This is a genomic window from Neorhizobium sp. NPDC001467 (genome assembly GCF_050275975.1).
Taxonomy (GTDB): domain Bacteria; phylum Pseudomonadota; class Alphaproteobacteria; order Rhizobiales; family Rhizobiaceae; genus Neorhizobium.
This window is the reverse complement of sequence record NZ_JBNNPS010000002.1, coordinates 255,341-270,104: the sequence shown is the minus strand read 5'-3', so window position 1 is coordinate 270,104 and position 14,764 is coordinate 255,341. Positions and strand designations below refer to the sequence as shown.

General features: G+C 61.1%; 10 protein-coding genes. 9 read left to right on the top strand and 1 reads right to left on the bottom strand.

Going from position 1 to position 14,764, the window contains the following annotated elements; genetic code table 11:
- The first annotated feature begins 14 nt into the window (after window positions 1-14).
- The 9 genes from pxpB (at window position 15) to ACQKKX_RS06105 (ending at window position 13,256) form a co-directional block, all read left to right on the top strand.
- Window positions 15-1,616: a 5-oxoprolinase subunit PxpB gene (gene pxpB / locus ACQKKX_RS06145; RefSeq protein WP_427570101.1), complete on the top strand. Its 1,602-nt coding sequence runs from the start codon at window positions 15-17 to the stop codon at window positions 1,614-1,616.
- Window positions 1,613-3,379 carry an acetyl/propionyl/methylcrotonyl-CoA carboxylase subunit alpha gene (locus ACQKKX_RS06140; protein WP_427569599.1) on the top strand — a complete coding sequence of 589 codons (1,767 nt, stop codon included), beginning with the start codon at window positions 1,613-1,615 and terminating at the stop codon, window positions 3,377-3,379. The genes pxpB and ACQKKX_RS06140 overlap by 4 nt, the downstream gene beginning before the upstream one ends.
- Entirely contained in the window at window positions 3,376-5,193 is a 1,818-nt protein-coding gene (locus ACQKKX_RS06135) for an ABC transporter ATP-binding protein (RefSeq protein ID WP_427569598.1), read from the top strand. Before ACQKKX_RS06140 ends, ACQKKX_RS06135 begins: the two co-directional genes overlap by 4 nt.
- A gap of 57 nt (window positions 5,194-5,250) precedes the next feature.
- Entirely contained in the window at window positions 5,251-6,786 is a 1,536-nt protein-coding gene (locus ACQKKX_RS06130; RefSeq protein ID WP_427569596.1) for an ABC transporter substrate-binding protein, read from the top strand.
- 77 nt (window positions 6,787-6,863) lie between these two features.
- Complete coding sequence (locus ACQKKX_RS06125; RefSeq protein WP_427569595.1) at window positions 6,864-7,787, top strand: ABC transporter permease; 924 nt, start codon at window positions 6,864-6,866, stop codon at window positions 7,785-7,787.
- A gap of 6 nt (window positions 7,788-7,793) precedes the next feature.
- Window positions 7,794-8,642 (top strand): ABC transporter permease, encoded by an 849-nt coding sequence (locus ACQKKX_RS06120; RefSeq protein WP_427569593.1) that lies wholly within the window; start codon window positions 7,794-7,796, stop codon window positions 8,640-8,642.
- 30 nt (window positions 8,643-8,672) lie between these two features.
- Window positions 8,673-10,409, top strand: coding sequence for a M14 family metallopeptidase (locus tag ACQKKX_RS06115; RefSeq protein WP_427569592.1), 1,737 nt, complete (start codon window positions 8,673-8,675; stop codon window positions 10,407-10,409).
- A gap of 560 nt (window positions 10,410-10,969) precedes the next feature.
- Complete coding sequence (locus tag ACQKKX_RS06110) at window positions 10,970-11,671, top strand: carbonic anhydrase (RefSeq protein WP_427569590.1); 702 nt, start codon at window positions 10,970-10,972, stop codon at window positions 11,669-11,671.
- A gap of 4 nt (window positions 11,672-11,675) precedes the next feature.
- Window positions 11,676-13,256 (top strand): SulP family inorganic anion transporter, encoded by a 1,581-nt coding sequence (locus tag ACQKKX_RS06105; RefSeq protein WP_427569588.1) that lies wholly within the window; start codon window positions 11,676-11,678, stop codon window positions 13,254-13,256.
- Window positions 13,257-13,308: 52 nt separating this feature from the next.
- Here the strand turns inward: ACQKKX_RS06105 and ACQKKX_RS06100 are convergent, their stop codons facing one another.
- The gene (locus tag ACQKKX_RS06100; RefSeq protein ID WP_427569587.1) at window positions 13,309-14,754 is read right to left on the bottom strand and encodes an NAD(P)(+) transhydrogenase (Re/Si-specific) subunit beta; all 1,446 of its coding nucleotides are present in this window, start codon (window positions 14,752-14,754) and stop codon (window positions 13,309-13,311) included.
- Window positions 14,755-14,764: the final 10 nt, after the last annotated feature.

The window sequence follows — 14,764 nt, the reverse complement described above, 5'->3', positions numbered from 1 at the left end:
CCCGAGACACGTCGATGCGCATCCTGCCAGTGCGCGGTGACAGCATTCTCGTGGAACTGGCCGATCTCGGCGAGGCGCTAGCACTGTTCGAGGCGCTGGAAAACAATCCGGTCGAGGGCGTCACCGAAATCATTCCGGCGGCGCGTACGCTTCTGATCTCTTTCGATCCCTACACGATTTCCGACGAGGCACTGGTCGCAGCCGTCTCGGCTCTGGCGGGTGGCGAACACAAGGACTCATCCGGTGCGCTGGTCGAAATCCCGGTTCGTTATGACGGCGAGGATCTGGGCGAAGTCGCCGGCATGCTCGGCATGAGCGTCGAAGACGTGATCCGCCTGCATGGCGAGAGCAATTATGTCGCGGCCTTCACGGGTTTTGCGCCTGGCTTTGCCTATCTCTCGGGCGGCGATCCGCGCCTGGCCGTGCCGCGCCGCAAATCTCCGCGCACCAAAGTTCCTGCCGGTGCAGTTGGTCTCGCCGGCGAATTCAGCGGAATCTATCCGAAAACCAGCCCCGGCGGCTGGCAGTTGATCGGCACGACGCCGCTCGCGATGTTCGATATCGACCGCACGCCCGCTTCGCTTCTGCAGCCGGGCAGCCGCATCAAATTCCGCGACATGGCAAAAGATACGGCATACGAGATCAAGCCGTCGAGCAGGGCCGCTGGAAAGCCCGTTGCGGCCAGTTCGGCAGAAGCCGCTTCGGTACTCGAAATCATCTCCGTCGGCCTGCCGGTCGTATTCCAGGATTTGGGGCGTGTCGGACAGGCCAGCCAGGGCATCAGCGTTTCCGGGGCCGCGGATCGGGGAGGTTTCAAGGCAGCCAACCGTCTTGTCGGCAACCCTGCCAACACACCGGCGCTTGAGATCGCTCTTGGCTGCCTAAGCTTTCGCATGCGCGGACAAGGCGTCATGGCGGTGACAGGCGCCACCACACCGATCAGCATTGCCGGCGCCAACGGCTCAAAAATTTCCGCCGCTCATCACAGCGCGGTCGCGCTCGATGACGGCGATGTGGTGTCTCTCGGCGCGCCCGCTGCCGGCATGCGCGCCTATCTCGCCATGCGCGGCGGTTTCGATATCGTGCCGGTTCTCGGCAGCGCCGCAACTGATACGCTGGCGCAGATCGGCCCGTCCGCACTTGTTGCCGGCGATGTCATTGCCATTCGGTTCGCACCGGCCAACGCACTCGTTTCATCGGAAGAGCCGGCCTTTGCCATGCCAAGCGCCGACGAAACTGTCATGCTGGACGTGGTCATGGGGCCGCGCGCCGACTGGTTTACCGAGGCCGCCGTCGAAAGTTTTCTAGGCCAGGAATGGTCTGTCACGCCGCAGTCCAGCCGTGTCGGCATCCGCCTCTCCGGCGAAGCATTGGAACGGTCCAACCAAGGCGAACTGCCGAGCGAGGCGACCGTGCGTGGCGCGCTGCAGGTTCCGGCCAGCGGCCAGCCCGTGTTGTTTCTCGCCGATCATCCGCTGACCGGCGGCTATCCGGTCATCGCCAATGTCGCCGGCCATCATCTCGATCTCGCCGGCCAGATACCCGTCGGCGCAAAGATCCGTTTCAACGCGATCACCAGTTTCGCGCCCCGTTTCATTCCAGGAAAATGCCCATGAAAAAGGTTCTGATAGCTAACCGCGGCGAGATCGCGGTGCGGATCATCCGGGCCTGCAAGGATTACGGCCTGACCTCGGTCGCCGTTTATGCCGATGCCGATGCCGACGCGTTTTTCGTAGACCTTGCCGACGAGGCCTATGCGCTGGACGGCGTGACCGCCAAGGACAGCTATCTCGATATCGACAAGCTGATCGCCATCGCCAAGCGGTCCGGCGCCGATGCCGTGCATCCCGGTTATGGTTTTCTTTCGGAACGTAGCGAGTTCGCGCAGGCCGTCATCGATGCCGGCCTCACCTGGATCGGCCCCGATCCTGATGTCATCGAGGCGCTCGGCGACAAGCTGAGGGCGCGCGCCATTGCCCAGAAGGTTGGCGCGCCACTGGTTGCCGGTTCCGATGGCGCGATTTCCTCGCCTGGCGAAGCGCTGGCCTTTGCCAAAAAATTCGGCCTGCCGATCGCCATCAAGGCAGCGCATGGTGGTGGTGGTCGCGGTTTGAAGATCGCGCGCGAGCTCGGTGAGGTCGAAGAACTGTTTTCATCGGCCACGCGCGAAGCGGTGGCCGCCTTTGGTCGCGGCGAATGTTATGTCGAGCAGTTTCTCGACCGCCCGCGGCATATCGAGGCGCAGGTGCTGGCGGACCGTCTCGGCAATGTTCTGGTGGTGGGGACTCGCGATTGCTCGTTGCAGCGTCGCAACCAGAAACTTGTCGAGGAAGCACCTGCGCCTTTCCTCTCCGATGAACAGCGCCAGAAAATCCATGCCGCTGCGCGCGATATCTGCGCGGAAGCCGGTTACACCGGCGCCGGCACGGTGGAATTCCTGCTCAGCGCCGATGGCGTGATCTCCTTCCTTGAGGTCAACACCCGCCTGCAGGTGGAACATCCGGTGACGGAAGAGACGACCGGTCTCGATCTCGTCATCGAACAGTTCCGCATCGCCGAAGGTTTGCCCGTCAGCGTGACGGAAATGCCGGAGCCGCGTGGACACGCCATCGAGTTCCGCATCAACATGGAAGATCCCGGTCGTGGCTTTTTGCCCTCCGCCGGCGACATCTCCAAATTCGCCGCTCCTTCCGGCCCTGGTGTACGCCTGGATTCGGGCGTCGTTTCCGGCTCGACCATTCCGCCGATGTTTGACTCGCTGTCAGCCAAGCTGATCGTCTGGGGTACTACCCGCGAACAGGCGATTGCCCGCGCCCGCCGCGCGCTCAACGAATTTGCGATCGAAGGCGTGCCGTCGGTTCTACCCTTCCATCGCGCCGTCATCGCACATGACGATTTCGCCAGGGATTTTCGCGTCCATACTCGCTGGATCGAAACCGATTTCGCCGAAACGCTGGAGGCCGCCAGCCGCCCTGCCCCGGCAGCAAACGCCGGCCTCCTGCGCGGCCATGTCGAAATCGACGGCAAGCGCGTGGAAATCGGCATTCCGGATGCATTCTTGCGGCTGCTCGGGCCGCTTTCATCGGTCCCAGGCAGTGACAAAAAGAGCGAAGGGAACGATGCAGGCGCAGTCACCGCGCCCGTTCCCGGCCTTCTCGTTCACTGGAATGTTTCCGATGGCGCACTTGTAGAAAAAGGTGAAGTTCTGGCAATGATGGACGTGATGAAGATGGAGACGGCGGTCACCGCACCGGTTTCCGGCGCCATTACCATCGTAGCTGAAGCCGGTTCATCACAGACAGCAGGTGCCGTCATCGCCCGCATCGATAGCGGCAAGAACTCAACGACCGAACAGACCAAGCCGGAGACACGGACATGAGCGCAAACAACAAACCGCTTCTGTCGGTCGAAAATCTGAGCGTCGAATTCGGTTCCAGCCGCGTTGTCGACGACCTGTCGTTTACGGTCGAAGCTGGCAAAACGGTGGCGGTGGTTGGAGAATCCGGCTCCGGCAAATCGGTCACCTCGCTGTCGACGATGCGTCTTGCCGACATGATGGGCGCGAAATACGCGACCGGCCGCATCATGTTCGGTGACCGCGACCTGCTGAAGGCCAGCCAAAAGGAGATGCGGTCAATCCGCGGCAAGGAGATCGCCATGATCTTCCAGGAGCCGATGACCTCGCTCAACCCGGTCTTCACCATCGGTGACCAGATCTGCGAAGTGCTGATGCTGCACGAAAAGCTCGGAAAATCCGCCGCCATGACAGAGGCCGAACGCCTGCTGTCGATGGTGCGTCTGCCTGACGCAGGCCAGCTTCTGCATCGTTTCCCGCATCAGCTTTCCGGCGGCATGCGCCAGCGTGTGATGATCGCCATGGCGCTCGCCTGCCGCCCAAAGCTGCTGATTGCCGACGAACCGACGACGGCACTCGACGTCACCATTCAGGCACAGATTCTGAACATCATGCGCGACCTTCAGAAGACGCTCGGCATGGGCATGGTGTTCATCACCCATGACATGGGCGTGGTCGCTGAAATGGCCGACCATGTCGTCGTCATGTGGAAGGGCAAGAAGGTCGAGGAAGGCTCGGTCAACGAGATTTTCGCCAACCCGCAACACCCCTACACCCGCACGCTTTTGTCCGCCGTGCCGAAACTCGGTAGCATGGCCGGCGAAGAGTTCCCCAAGCGCATGCCGCTGACCGTTCTTCAGGATGGCGAACCGACCGTGGTCGGGGAGGAGCGTGTGCAGAACACCGCCAAATACGACGAACAGCCGCTTCTTTCGGTGAAAGACCTGATGGTCCGCTTCGACATCAGGAAGACCTTGTTCGGCAAGACCACGCATCGCCTGAGCGCCGTGCAGAATGTCAGTTTCGACATTCATCCCGGTGAAACGCTGGCGCTGGTGGGGGAGTCCGGTTCTGGCAAATCCACCATCGGCCGCACCATCCAGCAGCTGCAGTCGTCCATGGGCGGCGAGATCGCCTTTAACGGCCGTACCTATTCGTCCATGTCGGCGGCCGAGCGTTTTCGCATGCGCCAGGAAGTCCAGTACATCTTCCAGGACCCGTTTGCTTCGCTCGATCCGCGAAAGACGGTCGGCTTCTCCATTGCCGAACCGATCAACACCCACGGCCTGATCAATGACAGCAAGGCCGTCAAGCGCCGCGTCGATGAACTGCTGGAACGCGTCGGCCTGCCGTCTTCGGTTGCCTCGCGTTATCCCCACGAGTTTTCCGGCGGCCAGCGCCAGCGTGTCTGCATTGCTCGCGCACTTGCTTCCGACCCAAAACTGATCATCGCCGACGAGGCGCTGTCGGCGCTTGACGTCTCCATTCAGGCGCAGATCATCAACCTGTTCATGGACCTGCAGGCAGAGCGCGGTCTGGCTTACCTGTTCATCAGCCATGACATGGCGGTTGTCGAAAAGATGAGCCACCGCGTCGCCGTGCTTTATCTCGGCCAGATCATGGAAATGGGCTCGCGTGCCCAAGTCTTCGAAAACCCGAGCCATGACTATACCCGTCGCCTTCTCTCCGCCGTTCCGGTTGCCGATCCGACGGCACCGCGCAACACGGCGCTGATCGAGGGCGAAATTCCCAATCCCGTCCGTCGCGTCGGCGACGAGCCGGCCATCCTTTCCCATGAGGAAATCAATCCGGGTCATTTCATCGCCAAAAGCGCCTGAGGAAACCCGGATCAGTAACCGCGACACAATCGCAAAGCATCTGAAGAGGAACAGGTAATGACAACGTTCAAAAGGGGACTGGCGTCGGCTTTTTTGGCCTTCGCTTTCGCAGGCACCGCACTTTCCGCTGCACCGGCCTTCGCCGCCGGCAAGATGACCATCTCATCGCCGCAGGATCCGGGCAGCTGGGATCCGATCGACACGTTCCTCGTTCAGTGGGCGGCCGTTGCCACCAACATCTTTGACGGACTGACCTATCGCGGCCCGGACCTCAAGCTCGTTCCCGGTCTTGCCGAAAGCTGGGAAGAACTGGACGAAGGCAAGCGTATCCGCTTCAAGCTGCGTCAGGGCGTGAAATTCCACAATGGCGAAGATTTCAACGCCGCAGCAGTCAAGTTCACCTTCGAGCGCCTGCTCGGCGCAGAAGGTGCCAAGGGCCCGCAGCGCTCCAACTATATCGCCATCGAAAGCGTCGACGTCATCGACGACTACACGGTGGACCTGAAGCTGAAAGCGCCGGATCCGGTTCTTCTCACGAAACTTGCCGGTTACGGCGGCATGATCGTTCCGCCGAAATACATTCAGGAAAAGGGCGAGGACAATTTCAACCTCAACCCGGTCGGCACGGGCGCGTTCAAGTTCGTGTCCTACCAGCCGAAGGTCAACATCAAGCTGGAAGCCAACCCGGACTATTTCGGCGGCGCGCCGAAACTTTCCGAGCTGGAATACCGCTTCATTGCCGAGCCGGCGACCGCCGTTGCCGAACTGCAGGCCGGCCGCGTCGATCTCGTCATCCCGCCGACCATTCCGATCGGCATGATCCCGGTCATTCAGGGTGACAGCAAGCTTGAGATCCTGTCCGTTCCGGGCCCGACCGTCGATGCGCTGCGCTTCAACACCCGCGACGGCATCACCGCCGACCCCAAGGTTCGCAAGGCGATCATCATGGCGATCGACCGCGCCACGATTGTGCAGTCGATCCTTGCCGGCCAGGCATCCGAGATCACCAGCTTCCAGAGCGCCCTTTCCTTCGGTTTCGATCCTGACCTGAAGGCGATCCCCTACGACGCGGAAGGTGCCAAGAAGCTGCTGGCGGAAGCCGGCGTGAAGGCTGGTGCCACGCTGCAGATCGACATCCGCGGCAATGACGCGACGATGAACGAAGTCGCGCAGGTGATTTCCAGCTATCTGTCGATGGTGGGCATCACCGCCACGATCAAGCCTTACGAAACCAACGTTCTGCTGAACGACATCATCCCGCAGGGCAAGACCGGCGCGATGTTCCAGCAGAAATGGGGCGGCTGGACCTTCGATTACGACAACACGGCGTATTCGATGTACCATTCGGGCGAAAAGTGGAACCCCTACGACAAGGACGAGAAGCTGGACAAGCTGCTGGAATCCCAGCGTCCGCTGACCGACCGTGCCGAGCGCGAAAAGATCCTCAAGGAAGTCGGCGCCTATGCGTCCGAACGCGCGCTGGAACTGCCGCTCTACAACACCAACGCCATCTTCGGCATCAACAAGCGGGTCAAGGGCTTCATTGCGCCCCCGGACAACCGCATGAAGCTGACCGACGTCACCGTCGAGTAATCATCGCCGTACGTCCCAGTCAAATCGCTTCGCCCGCCCTGCGGGCGAAGCTGGACTTCTCTTTTAGGAACTAGAACTTGGCCGGTTTCCTCATCAAGCGACTGCTACAGGCGATCTTCGTCGTTATCGCCATCACACTCGTCGTCTCGTTTGCCATTCGCCTGACCGGTGATCCCGCCGTGACGATGTTTCAGGGCGGCGGCAGCATGACGGAGGACGACCTTGCGCGCATTCGCGCAGCGCTCGGAACCGACCAGCCGTTCTTCGTGCAATATCTCAATTTCCTCAAGGGTCTGGTCACGCTCGATTTCGGCCGCAGCTTTTCCGGCGGCACATCGGTCTCGCTGCTGATCGCCAACGCCTTGCCGGCAACGCTGCTTTTGGCCTTCATCTCGATGTTCGTATCGATCGTGCTGTCCATTCCGCTCGGTATCAAAGCCGCCACGTCGCGCGGCAAGGCCGCCGACCAGGCGATCCGTATCTTCTCGCTGATCGGCCTGTCCTTCCCGAATTTCTGGCTGGCGACCATGCTCGTCCTGCTGTTTGCCATCACGCTCGGCTGGCTGCCGCCAAGCGGCATGTCGGGCTGGGCAAGTTATGTCATGCCGGCGATCACCATGGGCGTCATCCTGACGGCGACCAACGTCCGCCTCGTACGCACCTCGATGCTGGAAACGCTGCAATCGCAATACATCATGGTTGCCCGTGCCAAGGGGCTTTCGGAAAACAAGGTTCTCTACAAGCATGCGCTGCGCAACTGCGCCATTCCGCTGATCACCTATTTTGGCCTTCAGTTCGGCGGCCTGCTCGGCGGCATCGTCGTCATCGAGCGCGTTTTCAACTGGCCGGGCCTCGGCACGCTTGCCTTCGACGCCGTCGGCGCACGTGACTTCCCCGTGCTTCAGGCCGTCATCACCGTTCTGTCGCTGATGATCGTCGGCATCAACCTTCTGGTCGACATCGCCTATGGCCTGGTCGATCCTCGCATCCGCACGGAGTAAACGACAATGGCAACAAGAACCTCCCGCCTGTCGCGCTTCGCGAGCCTCGAATTCGTCCTCGGCATTTCGCTGACCGTCATCATCTGCCTTGCGGTGCTTTTCTCCGACCTGCTCTTCCCGGGCGGCGCGGAAAAGATCAACCTGGTGGCGCGTCTGGCCAAGCCGTTCACCAACCCGGCCTTCCCGTTCGGCACCGACCCGCTCGGCCGTGACGTGCTGGCCCGCGTTGTCGCGGGTGGAAAAATCTCGCTTCTGGTCGGCTTCACCTCCGTTATCGGCGCCGTCATCTTTGGCGTGCTGATGGGCTTGATCGCCGGTTATTACCGCGGTTTCTGGGATATGCTGGTCATGCGTTTCGCCGACCTGCAGCTCGCCATGCCATTTATCCTCTTGGCCATCACCTTCATCGCCATCGTCGGCGGTAGCCTCACCAACACGATCATCCTGCTGATCGTGTCGCAATGGGTGCAATATGCCCGCCTCGTGCGCGGTTCGGTGCTGACGCTGCGCGAGCGCGAATTCATCCTTTCGGCGCGTGCGATCGGTGTCAGGGACTGGCGCATCATCTTCCAGCATCTGCTGCCGAACCTGATCGGCCCGGTGATCGTGCTGATGACGCTCAACGTCGCCAACAACATCCTGCTGGAAAGCAGCCTGACCTTCCTCGGCCTCGGTGTCGACCCGACCATTCCGAGCTGGGGCGGCATGCTGGCTGATGGCCGCACCTATCTGCAGACCGCATGGTGGGTCAGTGTCTTCCCGGGCCTTGCTATCCTGTTGACCGTGCTCGGCCTCAACCTGCTCGGCGACTGGCTGCGCGACAGCCTCGACCCGACCGGCCGCACCTCCAGATAATCCCTTCGATACACAGCAAGGCATGACACCATGACCAGGATCTTCGAGACTTCAATCGAGCGCACTCTTGAAACTCTGGTCATGGGGGCGAAGCCCGGCCTGTCGTTCGAAGCCTGGACTTTCGACGATACGAAAAGCCGCCGCGCAACGGAGCAGGCGCTGAAGGACAAGGGCATCACCGCCCGCATCCGCAGCGCCTACAAGCCGCTTCTCTTCACTTTTCTGGAAGAGATCGACCTTAACGGCGTGACGGCGATCGAGGTGCGCTACCCGGTACATGCCAATGCCCCGGCCAACCGCTTTCGCCTCGAAGCCTATCCGCTGGCATCGCTGGTGGGTGACGCCAGCATCGAATTCATTGCCCGCGAGGACGGCGCGTTCTTCTATGACGTGACGCTGACCCGTAACGGCCAGACGGAAACGCTCAAAGTTCTCGTGCCGAACCGCGTGCATGAAGATGTCGTCGGAGAAACCAACGTCTCCCCGACCGGCTGGTACCGTGCCGAAAACGATGCGACGGGCGAACGTCTGAAAACCGATTACGAGCGCCTGTTCCATGGTGCCATCGAAGCGATTGCCCGTCATGATTGGGGCTCAACCGAACCTTATTTCGAAGAACTCAACATCCGCGTTTCGCATCCCGCCGAAGACATGGAACTGCCGGTTGGCGACGAGGTGGTGAGCCTGCGGGAGGCCCTGCACGAAGATTTTTACTTCTCGCTGCTCGAATTCTTCCAGAAGAAATCCGGCCGCCCGCTCGGTGACCGAGGCCTGAAACCCGGCCAGATCGTGCCCGAGATCGTGAGAAGCACCGGCGAGATCGGCATTCGTGTCGAGACCCGGCCGTTGACGACCGGCTTTCTCGACGGCAAGGAACAGGTGATCGACACGGCGACCGAGCCGCCGGCTGCCGCGCAGATGGCAAAACTGCTGGCCGAAATCGGTGGCGAAGAGTTTACCGCCAACTCTCGCTCCGGCCGCGTGCTTTCCGCTCGCTACATCAGGGGCAGCGAAGCGGCCGTGATGGTCAGCGGCGGCCAGCATCCCAACGAAACGACCGGTATCGTCGGCGCCATCCGTGCTGCACGCGCCCTGAAACAACGCGCCAACGCCCATTTCACCATCTCGCCGCTGGAAAACCCGGATGGCTACGCGCTGCACCAGCGTCTGCGCGTCGACAATCCGCGCCACATGCACCACGCCGCCCGTTACACGGCTCTGGGTGACGATCTCGAATACCGTACCCGCGACAATGCGGGCGAGCACCTGAACGAGAAGGCCATCCGCTTTGCGGCACAGGAATTGAGCGGCGCAAAGCTGCATGTGAACCTGCACGGCTACCCATCGCATGAATGGACACGGCCGCTTTCCGGTTACGTGCCGCGCAATTTCGCCATGTGGACGCTTCCAAAAGGCTTTTTCCTCGTCATGCGCCATCACGCAGGGTGGACCAGCCAAGCGGAAGCCATGCTCGACCACGTTACCCGTCACCTCGGCGCTATTCCCGGCATTCTCGACTATAACAACCGTCAGATCGCCCTTTACGAGACCCATGCCGGAGAAACCGGTTTCCGCATCATCAACGGTTTTCCCTGCCTGTCGTCCATCGATGACCGCCATACCGTGCCTTTGACGCTGATTACCGAGTATCCGGACGAGACGATCTACGGCGACGACTTCATCACCGGCCATACGGCGCAGATGGAGACCGTGATCTCAGCCTACGAGGCATGGCAGAGCCTGCACTCCACGGCGCCGGTGGCCTGAGGCCGGCGCCAACGGTGTGATCCGGACCAGCGCCCTAGCAGCGCACCTTCGGTCGCGGGTTCGCCTGTGAGCGGGGCCGCACGCGTCTGAATATTGTTGGCGATCTGGCGGTTGCCGCAGCGCATGCGTATGGACATGCTCTGGTGTAGATATCATGCGGGGTCGTGCGGCTTGGCCACACGCTTACACGGGGTACATTGTCGGCAAAGCATCACGCCAACCGATACCATGTCACAAAGACACTACCTGGCGGCGAGCACTACCCCTGCTTCAAACAGAAGCTTGCATTCGATATGCAATACTGTGTTCTCGACGGTTTTTTGACGATCCTCTTAGGATTTTAGCTACGACTGCACGTTATTCGTTGCGCATAAGCTTTTTTGTTAAACGACTTTGAACAAGATCATCTATCAGAATACGATCTATAGTGATCGGTCCTCACGGTTCGTCTTAACGAAATTAATTTACAGCCATTTCGACGCTTTCCGCGCCTGAAATGACTTTTTGACGAACAGCCGCACCGGCCAACGCGCCTGGCATCCGGCAAAAAGGATATGACCATGGGCGACCTTTTGAAAGGCATCTCGAGTTTTCGCGGCGACGTTTTTCCGGATCACTCTGCGCTATATCGTAAGCTGGCTCGTGAAGGGCAGTCGCCGCAGGCGCTGATGATCTCCTGCGCAGACAGCCGCGTCATGCCGGAAACCATCACGCAGTCTGGTCCGGGGGAACTGTTCGTATGCCGCAATGCCGGCAATATCGTACCGCCGTTCCAAACCTTAAACGGCGGCGTTTCTTCCGCCATCGAATATGCGGTCGTGGCCCTGGGCGTGCGTGACATCATCATCTGCGGCCACTCGGATTGCGGCGCGATGAAGGGGCTTTGTCATCCCGACGCGCTTGGCAAGATGCCGAATGTCGCCGCCTGGCTCAAGCATAGCCATGCCGCCCATTCGATCGTCTGCGAAGCCTACCCACCGAGCCTGGACGAAAAGGAAAAGGTCCGTGCGGTCGCCATGGAAAACGTTGTTGTTCAGCTCGACCATCTGCGCACCCATCCTTCGGTGGCTGCCAAGCTCGCCAAGAGCGAGGTGACGCTGCACGGCTGGTTCTTCGATATCGAGACCGGCGACGTTCTGGTCTATGACGGGGCCGCTGCCCGCTTCACCGAAATCCGGGACCACCAGGCCCTGCCGGTGGCCGTCAGGGGCCGCGGTGTCCCGCATGTCATCCCGGCGACAGCGCCGATGGCGGCGGAGTAATCCCATGGCAAGCGAAAAGACCGTTCGACAAGCGCCTTCGGCGCAAAACCGCCAGGCATCGACCTTTGCCGCCGATTTCGCCTCCTCAGTGGTGGTCTTCCTCGTTGCCATCCCGCTCTGTCTCGGCATCGCCGTCGCTTCCGGCGTTCCGGTTGCCATGGGCCTAGTGTCGGGCATCGTCGGCGGCATCGTCGTCGGCGCCATTGCCGGTTCGCCGCTCCAGGTTTCCGGCCCCGCCGCCGGTCTCGCGGTCATTGTCTTCGGCTTCGTCGAACAATATGGCGTGGCAGCGCTGGGGCCGGTCCTCGTGGCTGCGGGCGCAATCCAGATCGCCGCAGGCTTCCTGCGCATCGGCTCCTGGTTCCGTGCCATTTCACCGGCCGTCGTGCACGGCATGCTGGCGGGCATCGGCATTCTCATCATTCTCGGCCAATTGCATGTGCTGATGGATTCCAAGCCCGCCGCCGGCGGTATCCAGAACGTCGTTGCCATCGAGGGCAGCGTCGGGAAACTGTGGCATGACGGCATGACCAGCCAGACGTTGGCCCTGCTTGTCGGCCTGGCCTCGTTGCTGGCGATGATCGGCTGGGAGAAATTTCGTCCGAAAGGCCTGAAGCTGGTGCCCGGCGCGCTGATCGGCGTCGCCTTCGGTACGATAGTGGCTGTCGTCTTTGCGTTGCCGATTGCTCGCGTCGATCTGCCGGCTTCACTGCTGGATGGCATTTCCATGCCCCAGACCGGCGACTTCCTGCGCTTGACGGAACCGGGCATTTTCATCACCGCAATCGTCATCGCGGTCATCGCCAGTGCCGAAACGCTGCTGTCGGCCGCGGCGGTGGATCGCATGCATGACGGCGAACGCACCCGCTATAACAAGGAACTGTTCGCCCAAGGCATCGGCAACGGCCTTTGCGGCATGCTCGGCGCGCTGCCGATCACCGGGGTCATCGTCCGGTCGTCCGCCAACATCCAGGCAGGTGCCAAGACACGGTTGTCCGCCGTGATGCATGGTGTCTGGGTTCTGGCCCTGGTGGCCCTTCTGCCCCAATTGCTTGGCGTAGTCCCTCTGACGGCCTTGGCGGCAGTCCTTCTGGTCACCGGCTGGCGTCTGGTGAGCCTGCATCATGTGCGCCATCTGTTCGACCATCATGGCTGGGTACCGGTCGGCATCTGGTTTGCGACGGTATCGCTGGTGGTGACGCAGGACCTGCTGATCGGTGTCGGTGTTGGTCTTGCGCTGTCGATTGCGGAAATCGTGCCTTACCTGCGCCGTCGCCTGCATATCGAAAAGGCGGAGCGCGAAGACGAGATCTATCTCAACCTGACAGGTGCGGCGACCGCCAAGGACATTCCGGCGCTGCTGAACCTCTTGGAAAAACTGCCGGCCAGCCAGCCGGTGCGCCTCACGGCTCCCGACCTGCATTATCTCGACCATACCTGCGCCGAGACGATCAGCGAATGGGTGCAGCGCGAGACGCGGGCCGGACGCCGCGTGCTTGTTGAATACGCATCCTCGCCCGCAACGGAGCGGCACCCCCGGGTCGATCCCCAGTTGCGCAGGTTCTGCGCCGAAGCGGCAGCCTGAGAGCGGGCATGAACTGAAAGACGGCCGGGGCAGCGATGCTCCGGCCTTGTTTTTACCGGATCATCGGTAGAAGTTCGGAGACCGACTTCTTGGCGTCGCCATAGAACATCCGCGTATTCTCCTTGTAGAAGAGCGGGTTCTCGATGCCGGAATAACCGGTGCCCTGACCGCGCTTCGACACGAAGACCTGCTTGGCCTTCCAGACCTGAAGGACAGGCATGCCGGCAATGGGCGAATTCGGATCTTCTTCGGCTGCCGGATTGACGATGTCGTTGGAGCCGATGACGATGACGACGTCCGTATTCTGGAAATCCTCGTTGATCTCGTCCATTTCCAGAACGACGTCGTAAGGCACCTTGGCTTCGGCGAGCAGCACGTTCATGTGGCCCGGCAGACGCCCGGCGACCGGATGGATGGCGAAACGCACTTCCTTGCCGCTCGCGCGCAGCTTGCGCGTGAGTTCCGAAACGGCAGCTTGAGCCTGCGCGACGGCCATACCGTAACCCGGGACGATGACGACGCTATCGGCATCGTTGAGCGCATTGGCAACCCCTTCGGCATCGATGGCGATCTGTTCGCCTTCGATTTCCATGGCAGGTCCCGTGGTACCACCGAAACCGCCAAGGATGACCGAAACGAAGGAGCGGTTCATCGCCTTGCACATGATGTAGGACAGGATCGCACCCGAGGAACCGACCAGCGCGCCGGTGACGATCAGCAGATCATTGCCGAGCGTGAAGCCGATGGCGGCAGCTGCCCAGCCGGAATAGCTGTTCAGCATCGATACCACAACCGGCATGTCGGCGCCGCCGATGCCCATGATCAGGTGGTAACCGATGAAGAAGGCCAAGAGCGTCATCAGGATCAGCGTCCAGACGCCCGAACCATTGGCGTACATGATGAGCAGGATGAGCGACAGGATGGCCGCGCCGGCGTTGAGGAAGTGCCCGCCCGGAAGCTTCTTTGCCTTGCCATCGACCTTGCCGGCCAGCTTGCCGAAGGCGACGACGGAACCGGTAAAGGTGACCGCACCGATAAAGACGCCGAGGAAAACCTCGACATTCATGATGGCGAGTTCAACCGGCGTCTTGTGCGCCAGAATAGCGGAGAAACCTTCAAGCGTGGCGCGAGTCGCCTCGTCCATGCCGCCAACGCGCCATGCTTCGATATGGGCGTTGTAACCGATGAAGACGGCCGCAAGGCCGACGAAGGAGTGAAGGGCAGCAACCAGCTGCGGCATTTCCGTCATCTGCACGCGGGCAGCAACGTAATACCCCATGACGGAGCCACCAGCGATCATCAGCAGGATGATGAACCAGTTGCCGAAGCCGCCCGGAACCTGCGGGCCCAGAATGGTGGCGACCACGGCGAGCGCCATGCCGACAATGCCATACCAGACGGCGCGCTTGGCGCTTTCCTGACCGGAAAGGCCGCCGAGCGAAAGAATGAACAGAACAGCCGCAGAGATGTAGGCGGCGGAAACGATACCGATCGTCATAATGTAATAC

Excerpts from the sequence above, each read along its gene's own strand:
- pxpB (WP_427570101.1), top strand. The coding sequence starts at position 15 with ATGCGCATCCTGCCAGTGCGCGGTGACAGCATTCTCGTGGAACTGGCC.
- ACQKKX_RS06140 (WP_427569599.1), top strand. The coding sequence starts at position 1,613 with ATGAAAAAGGTTCTGATAGCTAACCGCGGCGAGATCGCGGTGCGGATC.
- ACQKKX_RS06135 (WP_427569598.1), top strand. The coding sequence starts at position 3,376 with ATGAGCGCAAACAACAAACCGCTTCTGTCGGTCGAAAATCTGAGCGTC.
- ACQKKX_RS06130 (WP_427569596.1), top strand. The coding sequence starts at position 5,251 with ATGACAACGTTCAAAAGGGGACTGGCGTCGGCTTTTTTGGCCTTCGCT.
- ACQKKX_RS06120 (WP_427569593.1), top strand. The coding sequence starts at position 7,794 with ATGGCAACAAGAACCTCCCGCCTGTCGCGCTTCGCGAGCCTCGAATTC.
- ACQKKX_RS06115 (WP_427569592.1), top strand. The coding sequence starts at position 8,673 with ATGACCAGGATCTTCGAGACTTCAATCGAGCGCACTCTTGAAACTCTG.
- ACQKKX_RS06110 (WP_427569590.1), top strand. The coding sequence starts at position 10,970 with ATGGGCGACCTTTTGAAAGGCATCTCGAGTTTTCGCGGCGACGTTTTT.
- ACQKKX_RS06105 (WP_427569588.1), top strand. The coding sequence starts at position 11,676 with ATGGCAAGCGAAAAGACCGTTCGACAAGCGCCTTCGGCGCAAAACCGC.
- ACQKKX_RS06100 (WP_427569587.1), bottom strand. The coding sequence starts at position 14,754 with ATGACGATCGGTATCGTTTCCGCCGCCTACATCTCTGCGGCTGTTCTG.